23 protein-coding genes and 1 rRNA gene are annotated in these 22492 nt (G+C 71.4%); 10 read left to right on the forward strand and 14 right to left on the reverse strand.

Features of this window, described 5'->3' with window-relative positions; translation table 11 throughout:
- Positions 1-179 (reverse strand): 16S ribosomal RNA (locus WQ56_RS08685); the annotation flags it as partial.
- A 572-nt stretch (positions 180-751) separates the two neighbouring features.
- Between WQ56_RS08685 and WQ56_RS08690 the strand changes: the two genes are divergently transcribed.
- Both WQ56_RS08690 and WQ56_RS08695 read left to right on the forward strand, forming a co-directional pair.
- Positions 752-1198, forward strand: coding sequence for a DUF192 domain-containing protein (locus WQ56_RS08690; RefSeq protein ID WP_047136716.1), 447 nt, complete (start codon positions 752-754; stop codon positions 1196-1198).
- Entirely contained in the window at positions 1188-2063 is an 876-nt protein-coding gene (locus WQ56_RS08695) for a tetratricopeptide repeat protein (RefSeq protein WP_082132302.1), read from the forward strand. The genes WQ56_RS08690 and WQ56_RS08695 overlap by 11 nt, the downstream gene beginning before the upstream one ends.
- A gap of 43 nt (positions 2064-2106) precedes the next feature.
- On the opposite strand, the gene WQ56_RS08700 is transcribed toward WQ56_RS08695, so the two are convergent.
- Entirely contained in the window at positions 2107-2298 is a 192-nt protein-coding gene (locus tag WQ56_RS08700; protein ID WP_047136717.1) for a rubredoxin, read from the reverse strand.
- A 77-nt stretch (positions 2299-2375) separates the two neighbouring features.
- On the opposite strand from WQ56_RS08700, the gene thiE reads away from it, so the two are divergent.
- From thiE to WQ56_RS08735, 7 genes are all read left to right on the forward strand, one after another.
- Positions 2376-3005: a thiamine phosphate synthase gene (gene thiE / locus WQ56_RS08705; protein ID WP_047136825.1), complete on the forward strand. Its 630-nt coding sequence runs from the start codon at positions 2376-2378 to the stop codon at positions 3003-3005.
- Between the two features lie 25 nt (positions 3006-3030).
- Positions 3031-4326: a glutamate-1-semialdehyde 2,1-aminomutase gene (gene hemL, locus WQ56_RS08710; RefSeq protein WP_047136718.1), complete on the forward strand. Its 1296-nt coding sequence runs from the start codon at positions 3031-3033 to the stop codon at positions 4324-4326.
- Positions 4323-5222, forward strand: a complete 900-nt coding sequence (locus tag WQ56_RS08715; RefSeq protein ID WP_082132303.1) for an ion transporter — start codon at positions 4323-4325, stop codon at positions 5220-5222. The genes hemL and WQ56_RS08715 overlap by 4 nt, the downstream gene beginning before the upstream one ends.
- On the forward strand, positions 5219-5848 hold the full coding sequence (locus tag WQ56_RS08720) for an HAD family hydrolase (RefSeq protein ID WP_047136719.1): 630 nt from the start codon (positions 5219-5221) through the stop codon (positions 5846-5848). The genes WQ56_RS08715 and WQ56_RS08720 overlap by 4 nt, the downstream gene beginning before the upstream one ends.
- A 97-nt stretch (positions 5849-5945) precedes the next feature.
- Positions 5946-7058 carry a type 1 glutamine amidotransferase domain-containing protein gene (locus WQ56_RS08725; protein WP_047136720.1) on the forward strand — a complete coding sequence of 371 codons (1113 nt, stop codon included), beginning with the start codon at positions 5946-5948 and terminating at the stop codon, positions 7056-7058.
- Positions 7051-7749 (forward strand): response regulator transcription factor, encoded by a 699-nt coding sequence (locus WQ56_RS08730; RefSeq protein ID WP_231583389.1) that lies wholly within the window; start codon positions 7051-7053, stop codon positions 7747-7749. The genes WQ56_RS08725 and WQ56_RS08730 overlap by 8 nt, the downstream gene beginning before the upstream one ends.
- Positions 7750-7790: 41 nt before the next feature.
- Positions 7791-9011: a HAMP domain-containing sensor histidine kinase gene (locus tag WQ56_RS08735; protein ID WP_156170469.1), complete on the forward strand. Its 1221-nt coding sequence runs from the start codon at positions 7791-7793 to the stop codon at positions 9009-9011.
- Between the two features lie 86 nt (positions 9012-9097).
- On the opposite strand, the gene WQ56_RS08740 is transcribed toward WQ56_RS08735, so the two are convergent.
- The 4 genes from WQ56_RS08740 to WQ56_RS08755 all read right to left on the reverse strand — a co-directional run bounded on the left by WQ56_RS08740 (position 9098) and on the right by WQ56_RS08755 (position 13108).
- Complete coding sequence (locus tag WQ56_RS08740; RefSeq protein ID WP_047136723.1) at positions 9098-10324, reverse strand: acetylornithine transaminase; 1227 nt, start codon at positions 10322-10324, stop codon at positions 9098-9100.
- Positions 10325-10419: 95 nt separating this feature from the next.
- Entirely contained in the window at positions 10420-11400 is a 981-nt protein-coding gene (locus tag WQ56_RS08745) for a YiiG family protein (protein ID WP_052772922.1), read from the reverse strand.
- Between the two features lie 73 nt (positions 11401-11473).
- The gene (locus WQ56_RS08750; protein ID WP_047136724.1) at positions 11474-12289 is read right to left on the reverse strand and encodes an NAD(P)-dependent oxidoreductase; all 816 of its coding nucleotides are present in this window, start codon (positions 12287-12289) and stop codon (positions 11474-11476) included.
- A gap of 147 nt (positions 12290-12436) precedes the next feature.
- On the reverse strand, positions 12437-13108 hold the full coding sequence (locus WQ56_RS08755; RefSeq protein WP_047136828.1) for a serine/threonine protein kinase: 672 nt from the start codon (positions 13106-13108) through the stop codon (positions 12437-12439).
- Positions 13109-13205: 97 nt separating this feature from the next.
- Here WQ56_RS08755 and WQ56_RS08760 point away from each other — a divergent pair, with 97 nt between their 5' ends.
- A complete protein-coding gene (locus WQ56_RS08760) occupies positions 13206-15218 on the forward strand; it encodes a bifunctional DedA family/phosphatase PAP2 family protein (protein WP_047136725.1) in 2013 nt (670 codons plus the stop codon).
- On the opposite strand, the gene WQ56_RS08765 is transcribed toward WQ56_RS08760, so the two are convergent.
- The 8 genes from WQ56_RS08765 to WQ56_RS08800 form a co-directional block, all read right to left on the reverse strand.
- Positions 15195-15773 carry an LON peptidase substrate-binding domain-containing protein gene (locus WQ56_RS08765; RefSeq protein ID WP_047136726.1) on the reverse strand — a complete coding sequence of 193 codons (579 nt, stop codon included), beginning with the start codon at positions 15771-15773 and terminating at the stop codon, positions 15195-15197. The genes WQ56_RS08760 and WQ56_RS08765 overlap by 24 nt on opposite strands.
- A 106-nt stretch (positions 15774-15879) precedes the next feature.
- On the reverse strand, positions 15880-17268 hold the full coding sequence (locus WQ56_RS08770) for a DcaP family trimeric outer membrane transporter (protein WP_047136727.1): 1389 nt from the start codon (positions 17266-17268) through the stop codon (positions 15880-15882).
- 87 nt (positions 17269-17355) lie between these two features.
- Positions 17356-18144, reverse strand: coding sequence for a 2-oxo-3-hexenedioate decarboxylase (gene dmpH / locus WQ56_RS08775; protein WP_047136728.1), 789 nt, complete (start codon positions 18142-18144; stop codon positions 17356-17358).
- Positions 18141-19187 (reverse strand): 4-hydroxy-2-oxovalerate aldolase, encoded by a 1047-nt coding sequence (gene dmpG, locus WQ56_RS08780; RefSeq protein ID WP_047136729.1) that lies wholly within the window; start codon positions 19185-19187, stop codon positions 18141-18143. The genes dmpH and dmpG overlap by 4 nt, the downstream gene beginning before the upstream one ends.
- Complete coding sequence (locus tag WQ56_RS08785; RefSeq protein WP_047136730.1) at positions 19184-20128, reverse strand: acetaldehyde dehydrogenase (acetylating); 945 nt, start codon at positions 20126-20128, stop codon at positions 19184-19186. The genes dmpG and WQ56_RS08785 overlap by 4 nt, the downstream gene beginning before the upstream one ends.
- A gap of 56 nt (positions 20129-20184) precedes the next feature.
- Positions 20185-20964 carry a fumarylacetoacetate hydrolase family protein gene (locus WQ56_RS08790; RefSeq protein ID WP_047136731.1) on the reverse strand — a complete coding sequence of 260 codons (780 nt, stop codon included), beginning with the start codon at positions 20962-20964 and terminating at the stop codon, positions 20185-20187.
- Positions 20961-21170, reverse strand: a complete 210-nt coding sequence (locus WQ56_RS08795) for a tautomerase family protein (RefSeq protein WP_047136732.1) — start codon at positions 21168-21170, stop codon at positions 20961-20963. Before WQ56_RS08795 ends, WQ56_RS08790 begins: the two co-directional genes overlap by 4 nt.
- 22 nt (positions 21171-21192) lie before the next feature.
- Entirely contained in the window at positions 21193-22452 is a 1260-nt protein-coding gene (locus tag WQ56_RS08800) for an MFS transporter (protein WP_047136733.1), read from the reverse strand.
- Positions 22453-22492: the final 40 nt, after the last annotated feature.

Here is a 22492-nt window from a genome sequence, read left to right on the forward strand (position 1 = left end):
TGCGGTATTAGCGTAAGTTTCCCTACGTTATCCCCCACAAATAGGCAGATTCCGATGTATTCCTCACCCGTCCGCCACTCGCCACCCAAGGAGCAAGCTCCTCTGTGCTGCCGTTCGACTTGCATGTGTTAGGCCTGCCGCCAGCGTTCACTCTGAGCCAGGATCAAACTCTTCACTTAAATTTTTCGACGTCGTCCCGAAGGACTTCGTCAATGCTTTGAGTGCAGATGTCCTACCTGAGCTTCAAAACTACTCACTCGCATTTGCATGCTATATGAATTGACTTGTTGCTCTTTCGAAACGTCTGCTGATGGACAACGCCACCTGCCAGACGTCCGCACAAGTATCCTGCGCACACTGTCAAAGATCTTCGGAAGTGGCCTCAGCGCCTGCTTCCCAGTGCTTCGAAGTTTCCTCCGAAGCGAGCCGCCCATTCTAGCGCGGTTTTGGCATTCGTCAACACCTTTCGGGGAATCTCTCTGCCTCCCTTCAGCGCGCCGGACCAAGTCCGTTTCCGCCGAAGGAGCCGCACATCTTAGCGCAGCTTCCCGATCTGTCAACTCCCTGTGAAACCCCAGGAGCCCGACCGGCCCCGCCTCCCTGTCCGACCTCAGCGTCGATCCAGCGTTGCTGGGCGCGCATTGTGCACAAGCCCGTCACATTTGCATAGCGTTTTTTTCACTTCATTCGTCTTGACCGATGCCGACGCTTGTCCAAAGGTGTGACCCTCCCTTCAGAAGCGACCCGAGCCATGCGTGCGATCCGTCTCCTGATGCTGTGCCTGTTCGCCGCGCTGCTGCCTGCCTGCGCCAGCGGCGCGCCCTGGGTGGAGCTGGCGGGCCATCGCTACCAGGTGGAGATCGCCGACAACGACGAGGCCCGCGCGCGCGGCCTGATGTTCCGCGACACGCTCGCCGAGGGCCACGGCATGCTGTTCGTGCACGAGAGCGAGGCACCGCAGGCGTACTGGATGAAGAACACCCGGATCGCGCTCGACATCCTCTACTTCGATGACGAGCGACGCCTGGTCTCGCAGCAGCGCGACGTGCCGCCCTGCTCGGGCGGCAACCGCTGCCCCTCGTATCCAAGCCAGGCGCCCGCGCGCTACGTGCTCGAACTCAACGCCGGCGAGGCCCGGCGCATCGGATTGCGCGACGGCGAGGTGCTGACGCTGTCGCCGTCGATCCATGTGCCTTGATCGTGCCGCCGGCGGGACCGACACGCTGGATGCGCCCGGGCTGACCTGGGCGCGGGTCGGCCGGCTCGAGCCCGCGGCGCTGCCGTTGTTCGAGGCCGCGCTGCTGGTCGCGCGCGACGAGTATCCGGAGCTCGACGCCGGCGCCTTCGATGCGCGCATGCAGGCGCACGCGGCACATCTGCGCGTCGAGGTCGACGCGATCGAGTCGGGCCCGTTGAAGATGCAGGCGATCAACCGGCACCTGTTCGAGGAGGTCGGCTACACCGGCGACCAGGACACGTACTACGACCCGCGCAACAGCTACCTCAACGAGGTGATCGGCCGGCGGCGCGGCAATCCGATCTCGCTGGCGATCGTGCAGCGCGAGGTCGCGCGCCGGCTCGGCGTCCCGCTCGAGGGCATCTCGTTCCCGGGCCATTTCCTGGTCCGGCTGCCGGTCGGCGACGGCATGCTGGTCATGGACCCGTTCAACGGCGGGCGCCCGCTCGACCTCGACGAACTGCGCATGCGCGCAACGGCCCACGTGGGCGGGACGCCGCCCGACGACGATGCGCTCGCCACGATGCTGCGCCCGGCCACGCCACGCGCGACCGTGATGCGAATGCTGCGCAACCTGCACGCGGTGTATCGCGATGCCGGCGACTGGGCGCGTGCGGCGCGCAGCGCCGACCGACTGCTGACGCTGCACCCGGGCGCGTCCGACGCGCTGCGCGATCGCGGGCTCGCCTACCTGGCGCTGGGGCATGTCGCCGGCGCGCGGGACGACCTGTCGCGCTACCTGCAGGCCGTACCCGAGGCCGAAGACGCCGGCGCGATCCGCGCGCGGCTGGTCGAGGCCGGCGCGCACCGCCATCGCGCGCATTGAAGCTGCCGTCGCAGCGCCTGGCCGGACGGGCGCGGCGCGCGGCTCAGAGCGCCATCATCTCGAAGTCGTCCTTGGTGACGCCGCAGTCCGGACAGGTCCAGGTCTCGGGCACGTCTTCCCAGCGCGTGCCCGGCGCGATGCCCTCGTCGGGCAGTCCGGCCGCCTCGTCGTAGAGGAAGCCGCAGACCACGCACATCCAGGTGCGGTAGGCGGCCTGCGTCGAAGTGTCGTTCATCGGATAATGGCTGCTGCAGCGGTGTCGGTCCGGAGCCGCATTGTCCCATCGCGTCCCGTGGACCGGAACCCATGCCGATGAACGCTTCCCCGACCGATCCGCCGCGCGGGCTGTACCTGCTCACGCCCGACGAGGTCGACACCGCGCGGCTGCTGGCGCGGGTCGCCAGCGTGCTGCCGCACGCGACGTGGCTGCAGTACCGCAACAAGCGCGCCGACGCGGCGCTGCGCCGCGAGCAGGCCGGCGCGCTGCTGGCGCTGTGCCGGGCCACCGGGGTGCCGCTGCTGGTGAACGACGACTGGCGGCTGGCGGCCGAGCTCGGTGCCGACGGCGCCCACGTCGGCGAGGACGACGGCGCGCTCGCCGAGGCGCGCGCCGCGCTGGGCGCGCACGCGATCCTCGGCGCCTCGTGCTACGACGACGGCGCGCTGGCGGTGCGCGCGGTCGAGGCAGGCGCCAGCTACGTGGCCTTCGGCAGCTTCTATCCATCGCCGACCAAGCCGGCGGCGCGGCGCGCGCGCCCGGCGCTGCTGCGCGAGGCTGCCGCGCTGGGCGTACCGCGGGTGGCGATCGGCGGCATCACGCCGGACAATGCGCGCACGCTCGCCGCGGCCGGTGCCGACCTGGTCGCGGTCATCAGCGGCGTGTTCGACGCGCCGCATCCGGCCGGCGCCGCGCGCGCCTATCGCGCCTGCTTCGGGCTCTGAGCCCAACCCACCTTTTGGAGCCCCCATGGATACCGCCCGTTCGCAAGCCCTGTTCTCCCGCGCCCGCACGCTGATGCCCGGCGGCGTCAACTCGCCGGTGCGCGCATTCAAGTCCGTGGGCGGGGAGCCGTTCTTCGTGCAGCGCGCCGACGGGCCGTACCTGTTCGACGCCGACGACAACCGTTACATCGACTACGTCGGCTCGTGGGGTCCGATGATCGTCGGCCACAACCACCCCGCGGTGCGCCAGGCGGTCAAGCGCGCGATCGGCGACGGGCTGTCGTTCGGCGCGCCGTGCGCCGCCGAGGTGACGATGGCCGAGCGCATCACCGCGCTGGTGCCGTCGTGCGAGATGGTGCGCATGGTCAACTCGGGCACCGAGGCGACGCTGTCGGCGATCCGCCTGGCGCGCGGCGCGACCGGCCGCACCTGCATCGTGAAGTTCGAAGGCTGTTACCACGGCCACGGGGACTCGTTCCTGGTCAAGGCCGGCAGCGGCGCGCTGACCTTCGGCGTGCCGACCTCGCCGGGCGTGCCCAAGGCGCTCGCCGACCTGACGCTGACGCTGCCCTACAACGACTTCGACGCCGCGACCGAGCTGTTCGAACGCGCCGGCGACCAGATCGCCGGGCTGATCATCGAGCCGGTGGTCGGCAACGCCAACTGCCTGCCGCCGCGCGAAGGCTACCTGCAGCACCTGCGCGCGTTGTGCACGCAGTACGGCGCGCTGCTGATCTTCGACGAGGTGATGACCGGCTTCCGCGTCGCGCTCGGCGGCGCGCAGGCACGCTACGGTGTGACGCCGGACCTGAGCACGTTCGGCAAGATCATCGGCGGCGGCATGCCGGTGGGCGCCTACGGCGGGCGGCGCGACCTGATGGAACAGATCGCGCCAGCGGGTCCGATCTACCAGGCCGGCACGCTGAGCGGCAATCCGGTCGCGATGGCGGCCGGCCTGGCGATGCTGGACCTGGTGTCCGAGGCCGGTTTCCACGACAGGCTGGAGGCGGCGACGCACACGCTGTGCGACGGGCTGGAGGCGGCGGCGCGCGAGGCCGGCGTGCCGTTCACGACCACGCGCGTCGGCGCAATGTTCGGCCTGTTCTTCACCGACCAGCCGGCCGTCGACACCTACGCGCAGGCCGTCGCCTGCGACACGGCGGCCTTCAACCGGTTCTTCCACGCGATGCTCGAACGCGGCGTGTTCCTCGCGCCGTCAGCGTTCGAGGCGGGGTTCCTGTCGTCCGCGCACGATGCGGCGGTGATCGACGCGACGCTCGACGCGGCGCGCAGCGCATTCGCGACCCTCGGGGCGTCATGAAGCCGGCGGACGGCCCGGTGCAGGAGTCCGATCCGCAGGCCAGCGTGTTCGAGCGCGACTTCCTGCCCGGCAGTCCGACGGGGTTTCGCAACCTCTGCTACCGGTTGCTGTTCCACCACGACACGCCCGCGGAACGCAATTTCGATCTTGCCCTGATCGCGACGATCGTGGCCAGCGTCGTCATCGTGCTGCTCGACAGCGAGCCGTCGATCAAGGCGCGCTGGCATCACGGGCTGCTCGTCGCCGAATGGGTGTTCACCATCCTCTTCACGATCGAGTACGGCCTTCGTCTCTGGGCCGTCCGGCGTCCGGTGCGCTACGCCACGAGCTTCTTCGGCATCATCGACCTGCTGGCGATCCTCCCCAGCTACCTGTCGCTGCTGATCGCCGGCAGCCAGTACCTGCTGGTGATCCGGGTCCTGCGTCTGCTGCGCATCTTCCGGGTGCTCAAGCTGGTGCAGTACTCGTCCGAGGCGGGGGTGCTGATCGGCGCACTGGTGCGCAGCCGGCGCAAGATCGCGGTCTTCGTGTGCACCGTCGTAACGATCGTGGTCATCTTCGGCGCGCTGATGTACGTCATCGAAGGCCCGGCGCACGGCTTCACGTCGATCCCGACCGGCATGTACTGGGCGGTCGTGACGATGGGCACCGTCGGCTTCGGCGACATCTCCCCGGGCACGCCGTTCGGCCGTTTCATCACTTCGATCCTGATCCTGATCGGCTACAGCATCATCGCCGTGCCGACCGGCATCTACACCGCCGAACTCGCCAGCACCCTGCGTCCGAAGCGGCGCCACGTCCGCTGCGACGGGTGCGCCCTGACCGACCACGAACAGGGCGCGCTGCACTGCCGGCACTGCGGCAGAAGCCTGCCGGCCGACGACCGCGACGTTTGAGCGCTCGGCCCCGCCCGTCGCTGGTGCTGTTCGACTTCGACGGCGTGCTCGCGCACTACACGCACGCCGCGCGTCTGACCGAGCTGGCGCGGGTCGCGGGCTGCACGGCGGCCCGGGTCGATGCGGCGCTGTTCGCGTCGGGGCTGGAGCGCGCCTACGACAGCGGCGCGATCGACACCGCGACCTATCTGCAGCGGCTGGGCGCCGCGCTCGGTTGCACGATCGACGAAACCGCATGGATCGCCTCGCGCGTGGCCGCCAGCCGCGTGGATCCCGCAGTGCTGGCGCTGGTGACGTCGGTCGCGCAGCGCGTGCCGGTCGGCGTGCTCAGCAACAACGGCGTGCTGATGGCCGAGGCGATGCGCCGCATCGTCGCTCCGCTGTTCCCGATGCTCGACGGCCGCGTGCTGTGCAGCGGCGCGCTGCGGGCGCGCAAGCCCGAACGCGCGATCTTCGACCGGGCGCTCGCGCATTTCGCCGTCGAGGCGCGCCAAGTCCTGTTCCTCGACAACCTGTTCGCCAACGTGCGCGGCGCACGCGCCGCCGGGCTGCAGGCCGACACCGTGCACGATGCGCGTTCGCTGCGGCGGGTCCTGCGGCGGCACGGCTTGGGCTCGGCGTGCTGAGCACGCTGCGGCCGCCTGCCCGCCGACCACCCCACTTGAAGTTCGCTTGATTCCGGCAGGGGAAGCTCCGTACACCGTCCATCGCCCGGAGACTCCGATGCTGCGTTCCCTGCTTCCCTGCTTGTTCGCCGCCGCCCTGCTGCTGCCATCCGGCGCCCATGCCAAGGACACCGTGCTCGTCGTCCTCAGCGGCGAGGGACGAGACGCCGGACAGACCCGCCCCGGGTACGAGTTCGACGAACTGTCCCAGGCCTGGGCGATCTTCCGGGCCAACGGCCTGGCGGTCGAACTCGCCAGCCCGCAAGGCGGCGCGATCGAGGCGGACAAGTACGATCCCGGTGCCCCGGCCAACGCCGCACTGCTGGCCGACGACGCCACGATGCGGCAGCTGGCCGATACCCGCCGCATCGCCGACCTGCGCGCCGAGGACTACGCCGCGGTCTACATCGTCGGCGGCAAGGGGGCGATGTTCGACCTGCCGCGCGAGCCTGCCCTGCAGACACTGCTCGGGCAGGCCTGGGACCGCGGCGCGGTGATCGCCGCGGTCTGCCATGGCCCTGCCGCCCTGGTCGACGTGCACCTCGCCGATGGCAGCCTGCTGGTCGAGGGGCGGCGCATGACCGGCTTCAGCAACGAGGAGCAGGCACTGTTCAGCAAGCGGTGGGGCGCCGAGTTTCCGTGGCTGCTGGAGGACACGTTGCGCGAGCGCGGCGCGATCTGGGACGAGGCGCCGCTGATGATGCCCAAGCTGGTCGTCGATGGCCGCCTGATCACCGGACAGAATCCCTACTCGACCCCAGCCGTGGCCGAAGCCATCGTACGCGGCCTGGACCGGACGCCAGTGGCCCGGACCCCGTCGCGCGACGAGCGGAGCATGGCCCTGGTCGCACGCCTGCGTGACGGCGATGCCGCCGGCGCCCGGGCGACGCTGGCGCGGGAGCTGGCGTCCCACCACGTCGAGCTCGTCGGCGCGCTCGGCTACTACCAGGCCCAGGCCGCGGGCACCGATGCGGGTGCGCTGCGCCTGGCGCTGCAGACGATGGAACTGGCGCTGCCCTACATGCCCGAACCGCGATTGAAGCTTGCCGCCGCCGATGCGCACCTTCGACTCGGGGACCGCGAGCGCGCGCGTGTCCTGGTGCTTCAGGCACTGGAAGCCTCGCCCGGCCTGGAACAGGCTGATGCCCTTCTGAAGCGGATCGATGGTTGACGCGATGCAGGCCGGACTGCGGATTCTTGTGATCGAGGACAACGTCGTCCTGCGCGGCAATCTGGGCGCGATGTTCGCCGAGCAAGGCATCTCCGCCAGGTTCGCCGCGGACGGACGCAGCGGGCTGCAGGCAGCGCTCGAGGATCCGCCGGACGTCCTGGTGCTCGACGTGGGCCTGCCGGGCTTGGACGGCCTGCGCGTCTGCGAACGGCTGCGCGCGCAGGCCGATCGCCACGTCCCGGTCTTGATGTTGACCGCGCGCGATGCGCTCGAGGACAAGCTGCGCGGCTTTCGCAGCGGGGCCGACGACTACCTGGTCAAGCCGTTCGCCGGCGCCGAACTGCTGGCGCGCTGCCTGGCACTGTCGCACCGCCACCGCGCGGGCACGTCCCATGCGCTGCGCATCGGCACCCTGTGCATCGATCGCCGGAGCGGTCTGGTCGAGCGCGACGGAACGCCGCTGCAGCTGCAGCAGACGGCCCGGCAGCTGCTGCTGGCGCTGGCCGAGGCGTGGCCGCGCACGTTGACGCGCAGCGAGCTGGTCGAGCGCATCTGGGGCGATACGCCGCCAGAATCGGATCCATTGCGCACCCACCTCTACACGCTGCGGCAGGCGCTGGACCGGCCGTTCGCGACACCGATGCTCAGGACGGTGCATGGCGTCGGCTTTCGCCTGGAGGCGGACTCGTGACTGCCGCCGGCAAGTCGCGGAAGCGCTTGCGGCACCGTCTGATGATGGCCTTCGCCGGGTTCGCGCTGTTCGTCGCCGCGCTGTACGGCTTCTACGTCGTGGCGTTCGTCTACCTGGTCGAGGACCGCTTCTTCGAGGCGCTGCTGCAGCAGGAAACCCAGGCGCAGCAGGCGCACCACGACGTGCACGGCGCCTGGAGGCAACCCCAGCTGCCGTTCGTCAGTGTGCACGTCGATCCGGTCACGCTGCCGGATGGGCTCGGTGAAAGGCTGGCCGACGCGCCATGGCGCCGCGAGTTCGCGGGGGCCGACGGACGGCACTACCACCTCCAGCCGCTGGCACCGGACGCATCGGCCTGGCTTCTGGCGGAGGTGAGCCAGCAACTGGTGGTGCGCCCGATGCGCGGCAGGCTCATGAGGTGGCTGGGTGGATCGGGACTGGCGGTGCTGGCGCTGGCGCTGCTGCTCGGCGCCTGGCTGGCGCGCCGGGTGACCGCGCCGCTGTCGCGCCTGGCCATGCTCGTCGACGATGCCACCCCGTCCCAGCTGCCTGCGGGCTTCGCAGACAGCTTTCCGAACGACGAAGTGGGCACGCTCGCCCGCGGGCTCGAGCGACTGATTGCGCGCGTCGACACCTTCGTCGCGCGCGAACGCGAGTTCACTCGCGACGCCAGCCACGAACTGCGCACGCCGCTGGCGGTGATCCGCAGCGCCTGCGAGCGCCTGGCCGCCGGCGGCCCACTGGACGACACGTCGCGTCGCCAGCTCGACCATGTCCTGAGCTCCACGCGTCAGCTGGAACAGACGGTCTCCACGCTGCTGGCATTGGCGCGGGAGGAGCACGCCGCGGCGTCGGCAGAGGATGTCGCGGTGTTGCCGCTGCTCGAACGCGTGATCGTCGAGCAGGCCCCGTTGCTGGAGGGTCGCGACGTGGTCGTCCGGATGCAGGTGCCTGCGCAGACGCGCGCGCAGTTGCCTGCGGCGGTGCTGCACATCGTGCTGTCGAACCTGGTCGGCAACGCGTTCGCCCATTCGAGCGCCGGCGAGGTCGTCATCGAGATCGACGCCGGCTGGCTGCGTATCGCCAACCCCGGCACCGCGATCGCCGCGGATGCGTTCCGCCCGTTCGCCAGGGGCGACGCCAGTGCCGGTTTCGGGCTGGGACTGGCGATCGTTCGCCGCTTGTGCGAACGCCATGGGATCGCGTTGCGCTTCGATGCCGAAGCGGGCGGGCCGGCCGCCCGGCTCAGGCTGTCGTCCTGAGCGTCCAGCGCCTGGACATGACGGGGCACGCGAGCGATGGACCCGGGGATGCGCCCACGCATCGCCCGAGGGCGATGCGTGCACGGTCACCGGGCGGCGAGGTGGTCGGCCAGTGCCGCGCGCAGGCGCGCCAGGCCCTCGGCGATGTCGGCATCGGCGATGTTGAGCGCCGGCACGAAGCGCAGCACGTCGGGCCCGGCCTGCAGCAGCAGCAGGCCATGGTGCGCGGCGCGGTCGAGGATCGCGGCGGCCTGGCCGGCGTGCTCGGGACGCAGCACGGCACCGAGCATCAACCCGCGGCCGCGGACCTCGGCGAACAGGCCGAACTCGGCATCGAGCGCGGCCAGGCCGTCGCGCAGCGCGCGCGACTGGCGCGCGACGTTGTCGGCGATCTGCTTTGAGGCGAGCTTGCGCAGCGCGACGCGCGCGACCGCAGCGGCCAGCGGGTTGCCGCCGAAAGTGGTGCCGTGGTCGCCGAACTGCATCGCCTCGGCCACCTTCGGCCCGGCCAGCAGCGCGCCGATCGGGAAACCACCACCGAGCGCCTTGGCCAGCGTGACGATGTCGGGCGTTGCGCCATCCTGTTCGTAGGCGAACAGCGTGCCGGTGCGACCCATGCCGCTCTGGATCTCGTCGAGCACCAGCAGCGCGTCGAAGCGGTCGCACAGCGCGCGCACGGCGGCCAGGTAGCCGTCGGCGGCGGGCATCACGCCGCCCTCGCCCTGGACCGGCTCGAGCATCACCGCGGCGACGTCGCCGCCGGCCATCGCGGCTTCGAGCTGCGCGACATCGTTGAAGTCCACGTAGCGGAAGCCGCCGGGCAGCGGCTCGTAGCCGGCCTGGTACTTGGGCTGCGCGGTCGCCGTGACCGCGGCCAGCGTGCGGCCGTGGAAGCTGCCGCGGCAGGTGACGATCACGCGGCGGTCGGGACCGCGGCCCTGTGCCGTGGCCCACTTGCGCACGAGCTTGATCGCCGCCTCGTTGGCCTCGGCGCCGGAGTTGCACAGGAACGCGCGCGTGGCGAAGCCGCTGGCCTCGACCAGTTCGGCCGCCAGCCGCAGCGGCGGCGCGCTGTAGAACACGTTGCTGGTGTGCCACAGCTTGCCGGCCTGCTCGACCAGCGCTTTGAGGAGGTCGGGGTCGTTGTGGCCGAGGCCGCAGACGGCGATGCCGGCCGACAGGTCGACGTACTCCCGGCCGGCGTCGTCCCACAGGCGCGAGCCCTGGCCGCGGTCGAGCACGAGCGCGCGCGGTCGGTAGACCGGCAGGACGTAGCGGGCCAGGGACAGCGGGGCGTCGGTCGCGGTGCTCATGCCGGTGGGGTCGCTCGAGAAACGGGGAGGTCGCGCATTCTCGCGCATTCGCGCGCGCACCGGCGATCGGGCCGCAATCCAGCGGCCCGCACCGGTCACAGCCTGTTTGCGCGCTCGACCAGGCCGTTGTAGGCCTCGAGCACGGCCCGCGCCGAACCGCGCGGTGCCAGGCCCGAGGCCGGGTTGTCGAGCATCCGCTGCTCGTCTTGCGTATACGGCGTCCCGGCGCGCGTGCGTTCGATCCGCGCCCGCGCGACGCGCCGCAGATCGTCGAGGCCGCTGTTGAAGCTGGCCCAGCGGTCCGCCATACCGTCCTGGGTGGCGACCTGCGCACGCGCCTCTTCGGCCAGCGCGTCGAAGGCATCGAGCTCGCGCTCGGCCGCCGCCACGTCGAAGGTGCGCTCGGCCATGCGCTCGACCAGCGACTTGGCATCGGCCATCAGCGAGAGGTGATAGAAATCGGCGGTGCGCCCCTCGCTCTGTTCGAGCGCGGCGATCCGCGCGCGCTGCTCGCCTTCGATCTGCGCTTGCAGCTGCGACGACAACGCATCGCTGGCCTCGCCGTAGGCGGTGATCGCGGCCATCAGCGGCGGGTGCATGCGCTTGCCCTGGGCGAACGCGTCCTGGCGGAATCCATCATCGGCGTAGTAGCGCGACGCTTCCTCGAACAGCGGCTCGAGGGCCTTGGCCGCATCGCGGAATCGCACGACCGCCGTGTCGAGCGCCGGCAGTGCCGGCTCGGCGGTCAGCACCCGGTCGACCGGGCCTGCGCACTGGTCCAGACCCTGACGCGGGACGTGGCCCGGCCCGAAGGCCTTGGCCTCGTCACCGCGCGGACCGGCCTGCGGGTCCTGCATCCAGCTGCCGTACACCGCGACGCCCTTGCGGACGTCCCCGTCCATGGCGTTGAAGCACGACACATAGGCATTGACCTTGCCGTTGCGCGCCTGGCGCGCCTGCGTGGCCTGGGCGGCATCGAGCGCGTCGGCACCGGCCTGGAGCGGGTTGCGCTCGCAGGCGGCCAGGCCGGCCGCGGCGATCAGGGCGAGCAGCGCCGGGGACAGCTTCCGGGACATGACGGGACTCTCCTTGAAAACGTTTACAGCCCGCCAGAATAGCAGGCGCCGCCGCCGGCCCGCAGCGGCGCGCCTACAGGAACAGGTCGGGCAGCAGCGGTTGCGACGGATCGATCGCGTAGGACGACAGGTCCTCGATGCCGGCCTCGCGCAGCACCTCGTCGTCGATCAGGAACCGGCCGTGGAAGCCGGCCGCCTCGCGCACCAGGATCGCGTGCGCGGCATCGCCCATGATCGCCGGGCTGCGGCCGTTGCCGCGCGCCACGCCGGGAATCATGTTCAAGGCATCGGTGCCGATCAGCGTGCGTGGCCACAGCGCGTTGACCGCGACGCCCCGCGGGCCGAACTCCGCCGCCAGCCCGAGCGTGACGAAGCTCATGCCCATCTTCGCCAGCGTGTAGCCGGTGTGCGGCGCCCACCACCTGGGATCGAGCGACGGCGGCGGGCACAGGGTCAGGATGTGCGGATTGGGCGCGGCGAGCAGGTGCGGCAGGCAGGCCTGCGCGCACACGAAGCTGCCGCGGGCATTGACCTGCTGCATCAGGTCGAAGCGCTTGATCGGCGTGTCGAGCGTGCCGCGCAGCCAGATCGCGCTGGCGTTGTTGATCAGGATGTCGATGCCGCCGAACGCATCGGCGGTCGCGGCGACCGCGGCCCGCACCTGGTCCTCGTCCCGGATGTCGCAGCGCAGGGGAAGCGCGCGACCACCGGCGGCTTCCACGTCCCGCGCGGCCGAGTGGATCGTACCGGGCAGTTTCGGGTTGGCGACCTCGGACTTGGCGGCGATCGCGACGTTGGCGCCGTCGCGCGCCGCGCGCAGTGCGATCGCCAGGCCGATGCCGCGCGAGGCGCCGGTGATGAAGAGGGTCTTGCCTGCGAGCGTGGACATGGCGTCGGGATGGCGGAACGGGGATCCGTCAAGCGTAACCGGCCTTCGCGGGCGCTTGCGCGCGATGCTGCTACGCGATGGAGCGGCAATCGCGCGCGAGCGCGCTCCTACAGAATCCCCGCCCCCGGAATCCCCCAATCCCGGCCCTCAAGGCTTCGGGCCCTGCCCCTCGTTGTCTTCCCACTTCAGGATCCGGCGGGTCACGACGCGATAGACCGGCTTGCCGGTGCGGAACCACAGCTCGCGCACCCACGAGCGGCGCCGCAGCAGGCGCCGTTCGACCGGCGTGAGCGCGGCGCGGCAGTAGGTGCGCTTGTGCTTGAGCAGGTGACGCAGGTCCTCGCGCGCGAGCAGGCGCATCCAGCGCGACCGAGGATCGCCGACGACCGCCAGCTGGAAGTCGATGATCGCCGGCCGGCCGTCCTCGAGCACCAGCCAGTTGGCCTCCTTGGCCAGGTCGTTGTGGGCCAGGCCGCGGCGGTGCAGCGCCTGCAGCTGGCGGCGCGCGTGGCGGAAGTACGCCAGGTCGCCGTGCGGCGGGCGCTGGTACATCGCCGCGCCTTCCATGTAGCTGCGATCGAGCCGGCGCCCGTCCAAGCGCAGCAGCTGCGGCACGTCGGCCATGCCGCGCACGCGGGCCAGGCCGCGGACCTCACGCCGGGCCAGCCACCAGGCCGGCAGCCGCAGCCACAGCGGCACGTGGCGCAGGTCGCGGCGCACGAACAGGCCGCCGTCGGCGTCGCGCATCAGCGCGATGCGGCCGAAGCTGTCGGACTTGAGCGCGCGCAGCTCGGTGGCGGTGTCGGGGGACGGAGGCATCGCCGGCATTGTACGGATCGGACGCGGCGTTAACGCCGGCCGACGACGGGGCCGCATCCCCCCCGGGCGCGACCGGCGCCGCTGTCATAATGCCGCGATGCTCAGCGAGTTCTTCAACAACCTCGTCGGCTGGGTCGGCGAGCACCCGGTCGCGGCCGGCGTCGTGATCTTCCTGATCGCATTCTGCGACTCGGTCATCGTGCTCGGCGCGATCGTGCCGGCGCTGCCGCTGCTGTTCGCGATCGGCGTGCTGATCGGGCTGGGCGAGATCTGGGGCCCGTACGCGGTCGCCTGCGCGGCGCTGGGCGCGCTGGCCGGCGACGGCCTGAGCTACTGGGTCGGCCGCCGCTGGGGCCACGGCCTGCGCAGCGTGTGGCCGTTCCACAAGTTCCCCCAGCTGCTCGACCGCGGCGAGACCCTGTTCCGCCGCAACGCGGTCAAGAGCATCCTGATCGCGCGCTACGTGGGCGCGGTCCGGCCGTTCGTGCCGGCGATTGCAGGCATCGCGAAGATGCCGCTGCGCCGCTACCTGCCGGTCAGCGCCGTGGCCTGCCTGTCGTGGGGCGCGCTGTTCCTGGCGCCGGGCTGGCTGTTCGGCGCGTCCTACGACGCGGTCGCCGCGGTCGCCGACCGGCTGGCGATCGTGCTCGGCGCGCTGCTGGCGGTGCTGGCGCTGGCCTGGGCGGTTGTGCTCTACACCTACCGCTGGTTCAACACCCACGCCAACAGCCTGCTGGCACGGCTGCTGGTGTGGACGCGCGCGCATCCGCGGCTGGGTCGCTACGCCGTCGCGCTGGTCGACCCGCGCCGGCCGGAATCGGCCTCGTTGGCGATCCTGGCGGTCTGCCTGCTGGCGATCGGCTGGGCGTGCTTCGGGCTGCTGGCCACGGTGATCATGCGCGGCGAGCCGCTGCTGATCGACCAGACCGTGTTCCAGTTCATGTACGAACTGCGCAACCCGCTGGCCGACCGGCTGATGGCGGGCCTGGCATCGATCGGTGACGTCCACGTACTCGGCCCGGCGGTCGCGTTGACGCTGGGCTGGCTGATCTGGCGCCGGCGCTGGCTGGGCGCCGCGCACTGGCTGGCGGCGCTGGCCTTCGGCATGGCGCTGACCGCGCTGCTGGGCGCGGTGATCGACATGCCGCGGCCGCCGACCGCGCACGGCGGCTTCGGCTTCCCGGCGGTGGAGATCACGATGACGACGATCGTGTTCGGCTTCTTCGCAGTGCTGATCGCACGCGAGCTGCCGGGGCGCTCGCGGGTCTGGCCGTACCTGGTCTCGGGCGCGGTGGTCGCGGTGCTGGGCTTCGCGCGGCTGTACCTGGGCGCGCACTGGCTCAGCGACATCGTCGGCGGGATGCTGCTGGGCATCGTCTGGCTGCTGGTGCTGGGCATCGCCTACCGCCGCCACGTGGACCGCTCGTTCTGGATGCGCCCTGTGGCCGCGATCTTCTACGTCACCTTCGCGCTGGCCGCGCTGTGGCACGCACCGCGCGCGGTCGATCCGCTGCTGGCGCGCTTCGTCGCCGCGCCGCAGGCCCAGGTGCTGGGCGCCGGCGACTGGTGGGACCGCGACTGGGCGCGCCTGCCCGGCCAGCTGCGCGAGCGCGACCCGGCCCATCGCTGGCCGCTGGACCTGCAGGTGGCCGGCCCGTTGGCGCCGCTGCAGGCCCGGCTCGAGGCGCAGGGCTGGCAGGCGCAGCCGCAGGCCGACTGGATGCAGGTGCTGAACCTGCTCGACGACGACGTGCCGCCGCCCGACAAGCCGGTGCTGCCGGCCACGCTCGATGCGGTCGCCGAATCGCTGCTGATGCGTCGCGCCTCCGGCGACGGCCGGGTCGAAGTGCTGCGCCTGTGGCGCGCACCCGCGCTGCTCGACGACGGCACCCCGCTGTGGCTGGGCACCAGCCAGTCGATGCTGCAGACCCGGCCGTTCGGGCTGTTCGGCCTGTGGCAGCCGCAGCCCGACGCGCACGGCGTGCATCGCGGGCTGCGCGACGTGCTCACGGCGTTCGAGTGGCGCGAGGACGTGCACCCGCAGTCGGGCGTGCCGACGCTGCGGCTGCGCACCGACCGGACGGAATCAGTCGTCGACCAGGCGCAGTAGCGTCTCCAGGCGGACGTCCGGATCGTCCTGCTGGAGCAACTGCTGGCGCTGCGGCGCGGCCAACGGCAGCAGCTCCGCGAGGCGCCAGCCGACCCAGGCGGCGTCGTCGAAGCGGGGCTCGGGGAACGCGCGGTCGGCGCCGTCGATGCGCTCGAGGATCTTGCGCAGCACCACGCCCAGCAGCGCGTGCTCGGGCTGCAGCTCGATCGACGGGTCGGGCGCGCACCAGTCGACGTCGGCGACCACCAGCCCGTTGTCGCGCACGCGCGTGCGCTCGACGCGGAACCGCCGGGCGCCGCGCACGCGCAGCCGCAGCAGCCCGTCCGCACCGGTGTCGAAATCCTCGATCAGCGCCTCGGTGCCGACGCCAGCCGGCGTCGCCGGTGCGCCGACCTCGGCCCCGTCGAGGATCAGGCAGATCCCGAAGCCGCTGCCGCGGCGTCCGCACTCGCGCACGAGATCGAGGTAGCGCGGCTCGAACACCCGCAGCGCGAGCGCCGCACCGGGCAGCAGCACGGCGTCGAGCGGAAACAGGGGGAGCGATGCGGACGTCATGCCTGCGCATCCTAGAGACGCGCGCCGCGGCCGTCACCCGGCGGGCGCGACCCACGCGTGCGACCGCCCGGCCTGCGGGCGATCGACGCGCGGCGCCGAGGCGCGATCAGAAGCTGTACTTCACGTGCGTGTGCACGCGCTGCAGATCGCCTTCCAGGCCGTTCTCCAGCCGGCGGTCGGCCCAGCTCAGCTCGCCGCCGACGTCGAGGTTGCGCGCCGGCGAGTAGATCATGTTGACCCGGAACGACTGCGCACGCTCGGTCACGCTGCCGCCGGTCAGCAGCGGATCGTTGTCGAGCGAGGCGACCGAATAGATGACATTGCCGCGCAGCTTCGGCAAGAACGCGTGCCGCCACGCCGCGAAGCCGCCGTAGCCGCGCTGGCTGTGCAGGCGGCCGTCGGCGTCGAGCACGGTGTCGCTGCCGAGCGCGAAGCCGAGGTAGCGGCCGATGCCGTCGCCGCCGCTGACCATGTAGCGGATGTCGTCGTTGGCGCCGAGGTTGACCCGGCCCGAGACGCTCAGCGCGGCACCCGAGGTGCTGGCATCGCCGCTGCGGAAGCGACGCGCCAGGCCGGCGACGGTGAAGTGGCCCCAGTCGCCACGCGTGATCCAGCGCGCGGTGACGTCGGGCAGGCGGTCGTCACCGCTATTGAAGCGCGCGGCCTGCGACAGGTACGGGGTTACCGTGGTCTGCGGATTCTCCACCGAAACCGACCACGGCCCGCGGGTGTAGCGCAGCTGCGCCTGGCGGCTGAAGACGGTGCCTTCGGACGGGCCGGTGAAGTCGACCGCGTCGGGCAGCGCGGCGACGTCCTGGAAGTTCGACCAGGTCTGGCCGGCAAGCCAGCCGTTGTAGCTGACGTAGGCCTGGCGCAACGTCAGCGCATACGTGTTGGTGATCGTCTCGTTGCCGGCGAAGGCGTTGCTGCCGCCGCCGTACATGTCGGCCTCGATGTAGGCCTTGATCGTCTTGCCGGCGTCGGTGACGGTGTCGGCGCCCAGCCAGAAGCGCGAGAACTGCGCGTGCACATCGCTGTAGGTGCTGCTCCGGCCCTGGCCGTCCGGCGCGACCGGGGTCGCGCCGGGGAAATAGAACAGCCGGCCGGGCGAGCCGTCGGCGATCTGGCCGTCGCTGGTGCGGGTGGTCATCGCGTCGAACTTGATGAAGCCGCCGAACGAGAACGCGGTGCCGGGCGCCGCGCCCGGCATCATCGGATTGCGGGGCGGCGTCGCAGCGCCTGCCGACGCGGGGGCAGGCGCTGACGCTGCGGTCGCGGTCGGCGGCGCCGCGGCGGTCGTGGCCGGCAGCGGCGCCGCCGTGCCGCGATGGCCTTCGAGCAGCGCGCGCAGTTCGCGCATCTCGCGCTCCATCTGGACCAGCCGCGCCTCGACAGCGGCGACATCGACGTCCTGCGCCGAGGCCGGCGAGATGCAGGCGGCCGCGACGGCCATGGCGATCGGCGACAGCCATCGCCTCGCGTTGGTTCTGGACATGTGGTTTCCCTCTCCCAGGCAGCGGCCCGCCCCGGAACGGGGCGGCGACCGAAACACGTGCGCCGGCGCGGGGCCGGCCGGGCCGGCTCAGACGAAGCGCAGGCCCGTCGAGCCGAGCCCGTCGATGCGGACCCGGACGTCGTCGCCCGCCTCGACGGCGACGGCGGCGGTGATCGCGCCCGAGAGCACCACGCTGCCGGCCAGCAGCGACTGACCGCGCGCGTGCAGCATGTCGACGAGCATCGCGACGGCGAGCGCGGGATTGCCCAGTACCGCGGCGCCCGCCCCCACCTCGACGACCTGCCCGTTCTTCTCCAGCACCACGCCCGTCGTCTCCAGGTCGATGCCCTGCGGCGAGGTCGGACGCGAGCCGACCACGTAGCGCGCGGCCGAGGTGTTGTCGGCGATCACGCTCGGCAGGTCGAAGCGGAAGTTCTCGTAGCGCGAATCGATGACTTCGATCGCCGGCAGCAGGCACTGGGTCGCCGCCAGCACCTGCGCGGGCGTGCAGCCCGGGCCCTGCAGCGCGTCGCGCAGCACGAACGCGATCTCGGCCTCGACCTTGGGATGGATCAGCGCCGCCGCCTCGACCGCGGCGCCGTCGTCGACGGCGTTGTCGCTGCCCAGGAAGCCGTAGATCGGCGTGTCGACGCCCATCTGCTGCATCTTGGCGAACGAGGTCAAGCCCATCTTCATGCCGACGCAGCGCACGCCGCACGCCTGCTTGTGCGCGCGCAGCGCATCCTGGATGCGGTAGGCGTCCTCGATCGACAGCCCGGGGTGCGCATCGGTGATCTTGACCGTGTCGCGGACGTCGCGCTCGGCGTCGTGCAGCAGCGTCGCCAGCTGCGCGATCGTCTCCTGGGGCAGGCTCATGCCGTGGCCTCCCTGCGTGCGTCGGCATTGCCCTGGGCGCGCACCATGTCGAGCGCGACGTCGACGATCATGTCCTCCTGCCCGCCGACCATGCGTCGCTTGCCCAGCTCGACCAGGATGTCGACCGCGCTGAGCCCGAAGCGCTCGGCCGCGGCCTCGGCGTGGCGCAGGAAGCTCGAATAGACCCCGGCGTAGCCGAGCGCGAGCGTCTCCCGGTCGACCCGGACCGGGCGCTCCTGCAGCGGACGCACGATGTCGTCGGCGGCGTCCATCAGCATGCGCAGGTCGCAGCCGTGCCGCCAGCCGAGCCGCGAGGCGGCGGCGATGAACACCTCGAGCGGCGCGTTGCCCGCGCCCGCGCCCATGCCGGCGAGGCTGGCGTCGATGCGGTCGCAGCCTTCCTCGACCGCGACGATCGAGTTGGCGACGCCGAGCGACAGGTTGTGGTGGGCGTGGATGCCGGTCTGGGTGCGCGCGTCGAGCACGTCCTTGAACGCGCGGAAGCGCGCGCGCACGTCCTGCATTCCCAGCGCGCCGCCCGAGTCGACGACGTACACGCACGAGGCGCCATAGGACTCCATCTTCTTCGCCTGCTCGGCGAGCGCGGCCGGCTCGGCCATGTGGCTCATCATCAGAAAGCCCACCGCGTCCATACCGAGCGCGTTCGCCGCCTCGATGTGCTGGCGCGAAACGTCGGCCTCGGTGCAGTGCGTGGCCACGCGGACCACGCGCGCGCCGGCGGCGTGGGCGTTCTTCAGGTCGTGGACGGTGCCGATGCCCGGCAGCAGCAAGGTCGCGACCTTCGCGTGCCTGACCGTCCCGGCGACCGCCTCGATCCACTCGACATCGCTGTGCGCGCCGAAGCCGTAGTTGAACGACGCGCCCTGCAGGCCGTCGCCATGCGCGACCTCGATCGAGTCCACGCCCGCCGCGTCGAGCGCGGCGGCGATCCGACGCACCTGGTCCAGGGTGTACTGGTGGCGCACGGCGTGCGAGCCGTCGCGCAGCGTGACGTCGGAGATGGTGAGCTTGCGGTCGTTCATCGGGTCGGCTCCGGCTGCGCGGCCCCCAGGCGCGCGGCGATGCGCTCGCCGGTGGCCAGGGCCGCGGAGGTCATGATGTCGAGGTTGCCGGCGTAGGCCGGCAGGTAATGCGCGGCGCCCTCGACCTCGAGGAACACCGAGGTCTTCAGGCCCGTCGTCGGTCCGAGGCCCGGCACGTTGCACGACCGCTCGATGCGTTCGAACTGCACCGCCTGCTTGAGCCGGTAGCCGGGCACGTGGCGCGCCACGTCGGCGACCATCGTCTCGACCGCCGCGGCGATGCGCGCGGTGTCGGCATCGTCGGACAGCACGTAGACCGTGTCGCGCATCAGCAGCGGCGGCTCGGCCGGGTTGAGCACGATGATCGCCTTGCCCTTGCGCGCGCCGCCGACCGCCTCGATCGCACGCGAGGTGGTCTCGGTGAACTCGTCGATGTTCGCGCGCGTGCCCGGACCTGCGGAGCGGCTGGAGATCGACGCGACGATTTCGGCGTAGTGCACCTTCGCCACGCCGGCGACGGCCGCGACGATCGGGATCGTCGCCTGCCCGCCACAGGTGACCATGTTGACGTTCGGCGCATCGAGGTGCGCGTCGAGGTTGACGGTCGGCACGCAGTAGGGTCCGATCGCGGCGGGCGTGAGATCGACGACGCGGATGTCCGGCCGCGCCTGGCGCAGCACCGCATCGTTGCGCACGTGCGCACCGGCCGACGTGGCATCGAACACCACCTGCACGCCGTCGAACAGCGGCGAGGCGACCAGGCCCTCGACGCCGGCATCGCAGGTCTGCACGCCCATCGCGCGGGCGCGCGCCAGGCCGTCGGAGGCCGGATCGATGCCGACCAGCGGGCCCATGGCCAGGTGCCGGCCGTGGCGCAGGATCTTGATCATCAGGTCGGTGCCGATGTTGCCGGGACCGATGACGGCTGCCTTGACGGGCATGGGGACTCCTCGAAACATTGAAGCGGACGTGGGGAACGCGGACGCGGCGCGCGTCGTTAGTCGAAATGCAGTTCGAGCGCGCCGAGGCCGCCGACGCGCAGGCGCAGGTGGTCACCGCGCACGACCGGCGTCAGCGGAACGAGCGCGCCGGAGAGCACGGTGTCGCCGGCGCGCAGGCCGTCGCCCAGGCGCCCGAGCTGGTTGGCCAGCCAGACCACGCAGTTGAGCGGCGAGCCCAGCGCCGCGGCGCCGGCGCCGGTCGACAGCAGCGCGCCGTTCTTCTCGAGCACCATGCCGCAGGTGCCCAGGTCCAGGTCGCGCGGCGAGACGCGCGTGCGCGAGGTGACGAACGCGGCCGCCGAGGCGTTGTCGGCGACGGTGTCGAGGATGCCGATCTTCCAGTCGCGGATGCGCGAGTCGACGATCTCGAAGCACGCCGACACCGATTCGGTCGCCAGCAGCACGTCGTGCAGCGCGATGCCGGGGCCGGCCAGGTCGCGCTTGAGGTGGAATGCGATCTCGCCCTCTGCGCGCGGTGCGATCATGCCGGCCACCGCGACCACGCCGCGGTCGGAATGATCCATGCGGTCGGTCAGCACGCCGAAGTCAGGCTGGTCGACGCCGAGCATGCGCTGCACGGCGACGCTGGTCAGGCCGATCTTGCGGCCGACCACGCGCTCGCCCTCGGCCACGCGCCGGACGATGCCGGCCTGCGCGATCGCGTAGGCGCCCGCAAGGTCCAAGCCCTCGACGCGGCCGGTCAGCGGCGCGATCGGCGCGGCGTTGCGCAACGCGCTGTGCAGCGCATCGGCGTGTGTGGTCGTGTCGGTGCTCATGCCGCGCCGCCGCTCGACGGTGCCGGATCGCTCTTGAGCGTCGTGCCGACCGCGAAGCGGTTGGCCGGCACCTCGGCGACCATCACGCGGATCGAGGCCAGCGGCGCGTCGAGCGTCTCGCTGGCCACGCGCGCGACCTCGCGGATGCAGCGCTCGACGCGGGCCGTGTCGCGGCCTTCGACCAGGGTGATCTGGATGATGGGCATGGGGGTCTCCTCGGGTGTCGTGTCAGGCGAGCTCGCGGCCCTTGGTCTCGGGCAGGAAGAGCCAGACGATCAGGCCGGCCAGCGCGAAGAACGCCGCGGTCGCCACCAGGCCGCTGGCCACGCCGTAGCGGGTGGACAGGAAGCCGATCAGGAACGGCGCGACCGCCGCGATCGCGCGGCCGCCGTTGTAGACGAAGCCCTGGGCGGTGGCGCGGATCGAGGTCGGGAACAGCTCGGCCAACGTCGGCGCGAAGCCGCTGTAGAAACCGGTGCCGAAGTACGCCACGACGATGCCGAACACCATCAGCATGTCGGGCGAGCGGATCGTCGCGAACACCGGCACCACGACCGCCGAGGCGAGGAAGAACAGCAGGAACGCCTTTTTGCGCCCGATGCGGTCGGCAAAGTAGCCGAAGGTGATGAAGCCGGCGGCCGCGCCGACCTGCATGATCACGATCCAGATCGTCGACTTGACCAGGTCCAGCCCCGGGCCGCCGTCGGCCACCGGCGTCGCCAGGTAGGTCGGGATCCAGGTGAACAGGCCCCAGTAGCCGCACATCGCGGCGGTCGTGAACGCCAGGCCGATCCAGGTGTTGCACGCGAACGGCCCGCCGAACAGCTCGCGCACCGTTTCGCCGAAGCCGAGCCGCCGGGTCTGGTTGCGCCAGATCTCCGGCTCCTCGACATGGCGGCGCACGTAGAACGCCAGCAGCGCCGGCAGCAGGCCGACCGCGAACACCCAGCGCCAGCCGCCGACCGGGATCACCAGCGCGGCGACGATCGCGGCCGCGGCGTAGCCGGCGGCGAACGCGCTCTGCACCCAGGCCATGACCTTGCCGCGGTGCTTCGCCGGCCAGGTCTCGCTGACCAGCGCCGAGCCGGCCGACCACTCGCCGCCGACGCCCAGTCCCACGATGACCCGGAACAGCATCAGCTGGCCCAGCGTGTCGGCCATGCCGCACAGCGCGGTGCCGATCGAGTAGCAGACGATGCTGAGCATCATCGAGCGCGCCCGGCCCAGTCGGTCGGCGAGGAAGCCGAACACCAGACCGCCGGCGGCCGTGGCCATCAGCGTCGCCGACATCACCAGGCCGGCCGACGACTGGTCCATGCCGAGGTCGACGATCACGTACTTGATGACCATCGCGATCAGCATGAGATCCATGATGTCGAGCATCCAGCCCAGGTACGCGGAGTTGAACGCGCGCCACTGCTGCTTGCTGGCGCCCTTCCACCAGCGCTCCCCCGCCCCCTGCCCCGCACCTGTCGTGTTCCGCGCCATTGCACGCCCTCCCGAGGCGATCAGGGGCGAGGCCCCTGGC

This window comes from Luteimonas sp. FCS-9, assembly GCF_001014645.1.
In the GTDB taxonomy this organism is placed as follows: domain Bacteria; phylum Pseudomonadota; class Gammaproteobacteria; order Xanthomonadales; family Xanthomonadaceae; genus Luteimonas.

What these genes read in the sequence shown, in the direction of transcription:
- WQ56_RS08690 (WP_047136716.1), top strand. Translation starts at nt 752, where the DNA reads ATGCGTGCGATCCGTCTCCTGATGCTGTGCCTGTTCGCCGCGCTGCTG.
- WQ56_RS08695 (WP_082132302.1), top strand. Translation starts at nt 1,188, where the DNA reads ATGTGCCTTGATCGTGCCGCCGGCGGGACCGACACGCTGGATGCGCCC.
- WQ56_RS08700 (WP_047136717.1), bottom strand. Translation starts at nt 2,298, where the DNA reads ATGAACGACACTTCGACGCAGGCCGCCTACCGCACCTGGATGTGCGTG.
- thiE (WP_047136825.1), top strand. Translation starts at nt 2,376, where the DNA reads ATGAACGCTTCCCCGACCGATCCGCCGCGCGGGCTGTACCTGCTCACG.
- hemL (WP_047136718.1), top strand. Translation starts at nt 3,031, where the DNA reads ATGGATACCGCCCGTTCGCAAGCCCTGTTCTCCCGCGCCCGCACGCTG.
- WQ56_RS08715 (WP_082132303.1), top strand. Translation starts at nt 4,323, where the DNA reads ATGAAGCCGGCGGACGGCCCGGTGCAGGAGTCCGATCCGCAGGCCAGC.
- WQ56_RS08725 (WP_047136720.1), top strand. Translation starts at nt 5,946, where the DNA reads ATGCTGCGTTCCCTGCTTCCCTGCTTGTTCGCCGCCGCCCTGCTGCTG.
- WQ56_RS08730 (WP_231583389.1), top strand. Translation starts at nt 7,051, where the DNA reads ATGGTTGACGCGATGCAGGCCGGACTGCGGATTCTTGTGATCGAGGAC.
- WQ56_RS08735 (WP_156170469.1), top strand. Translation starts at nt 7,791, where the DNA reads ATGATGGCCTTCGCCGGGTTCGCGCTGTTCGTCGCCGCGCTGTACGGC.
- WQ56_RS08740 (WP_047136723.1), bottom strand. Translation starts at nt 10,324, where the DNA reads ATGAGCACCGCGACCGACGCCCCGCTGTCCCTGGCCCGCTACGTCCTG.
- WQ56_RS08745 (WP_052772922.1), bottom strand. Translation starts at nt 11,400, where the DNA reads ATGTCCCGGAAGCTGTCCCCGGCGCTGCTCGCCCTGATCGCCGCGGCC.
- WQ56_RS08750 (WP_047136724.1), bottom strand. Translation starts at nt 12,289, where the DNA reads ATGTCCACGCTCGCAGGCAAGACCCTCTTCATCACCGGCGCCTCGCGC.
- WQ56_RS08755 (WP_047136828.1), bottom strand. Translation starts at nt 13,108, where the DNA reads ATGCCTCCGTCCCCCGACACCGCCACCGAGCTGCGCGCGCTCAAGTCC.
- WQ56_RS08760 (WP_047136725.1), top strand. Translation starts at nt 13,206, where the DNA reads ATGCTCAGCGAGTTCTTCAACAACCTCGTCGGCTGGGTCGGCGAGCAC.
- WQ56_RS08765 (WP_047136726.1), bottom strand. Translation starts at nt 15,773, where the DNA reads ATGACGTCCGCATCGCTCCCCCTGTTTCCGCTCGACGCCGTGCTGCTG.
- WQ56_RS08770 (WP_047136727.1), bottom strand. Translation starts at nt 17,268, where the DNA reads ATGTCCAGAACCAACGCGAGGCGATGGCTGTCGCCGATCGCCATGGCC.
- dmpH (WP_047136728.1), bottom strand. Translation starts at nt 18,144, where the DNA reads ATGAGCCTGCCCCAGGAGACGATCGCGCAGCTGGCGACGCTGCTGCAC.
- dmpG (WP_047136729.1), bottom strand. Translation starts at nt 19,187, where the DNA reads ATGAACGACCGCAAGCTCACCATCTCCGACGTCACGCTGCGCGACGGC.
- WQ56_RS08785 (WP_047136730.1), bottom strand. Translation starts at nt 20,128, where the DNA reads ATGCCCGTCAAGGCAGCCGTCATCGGTCCCGGCAACATCGGCACCGAC.
- WQ56_RS08790 (WP_047136731.1), bottom strand. Translation starts at nt 20,964, where the DNA reads ATGAGCACCGACACGACCACACACGCCGATGCGCTGCACAGCGCGTTG.
- WQ56_RS08795 (WP_047136732.1), bottom strand. Translation starts at nt 21,170, where the DNA reads ATGCCCATCATCCAGATCACCCTGGTCGAAGGCCGCGACACGGCCCGC.
- WQ56_RS08800 (WP_047136733.1), bottom strand. Translation starts at nt 22,452, where the DNA reads ATGGCGCGGAACACGACAGGTGCGGGGCAGGGGGCGGGGGAGCGCTGG.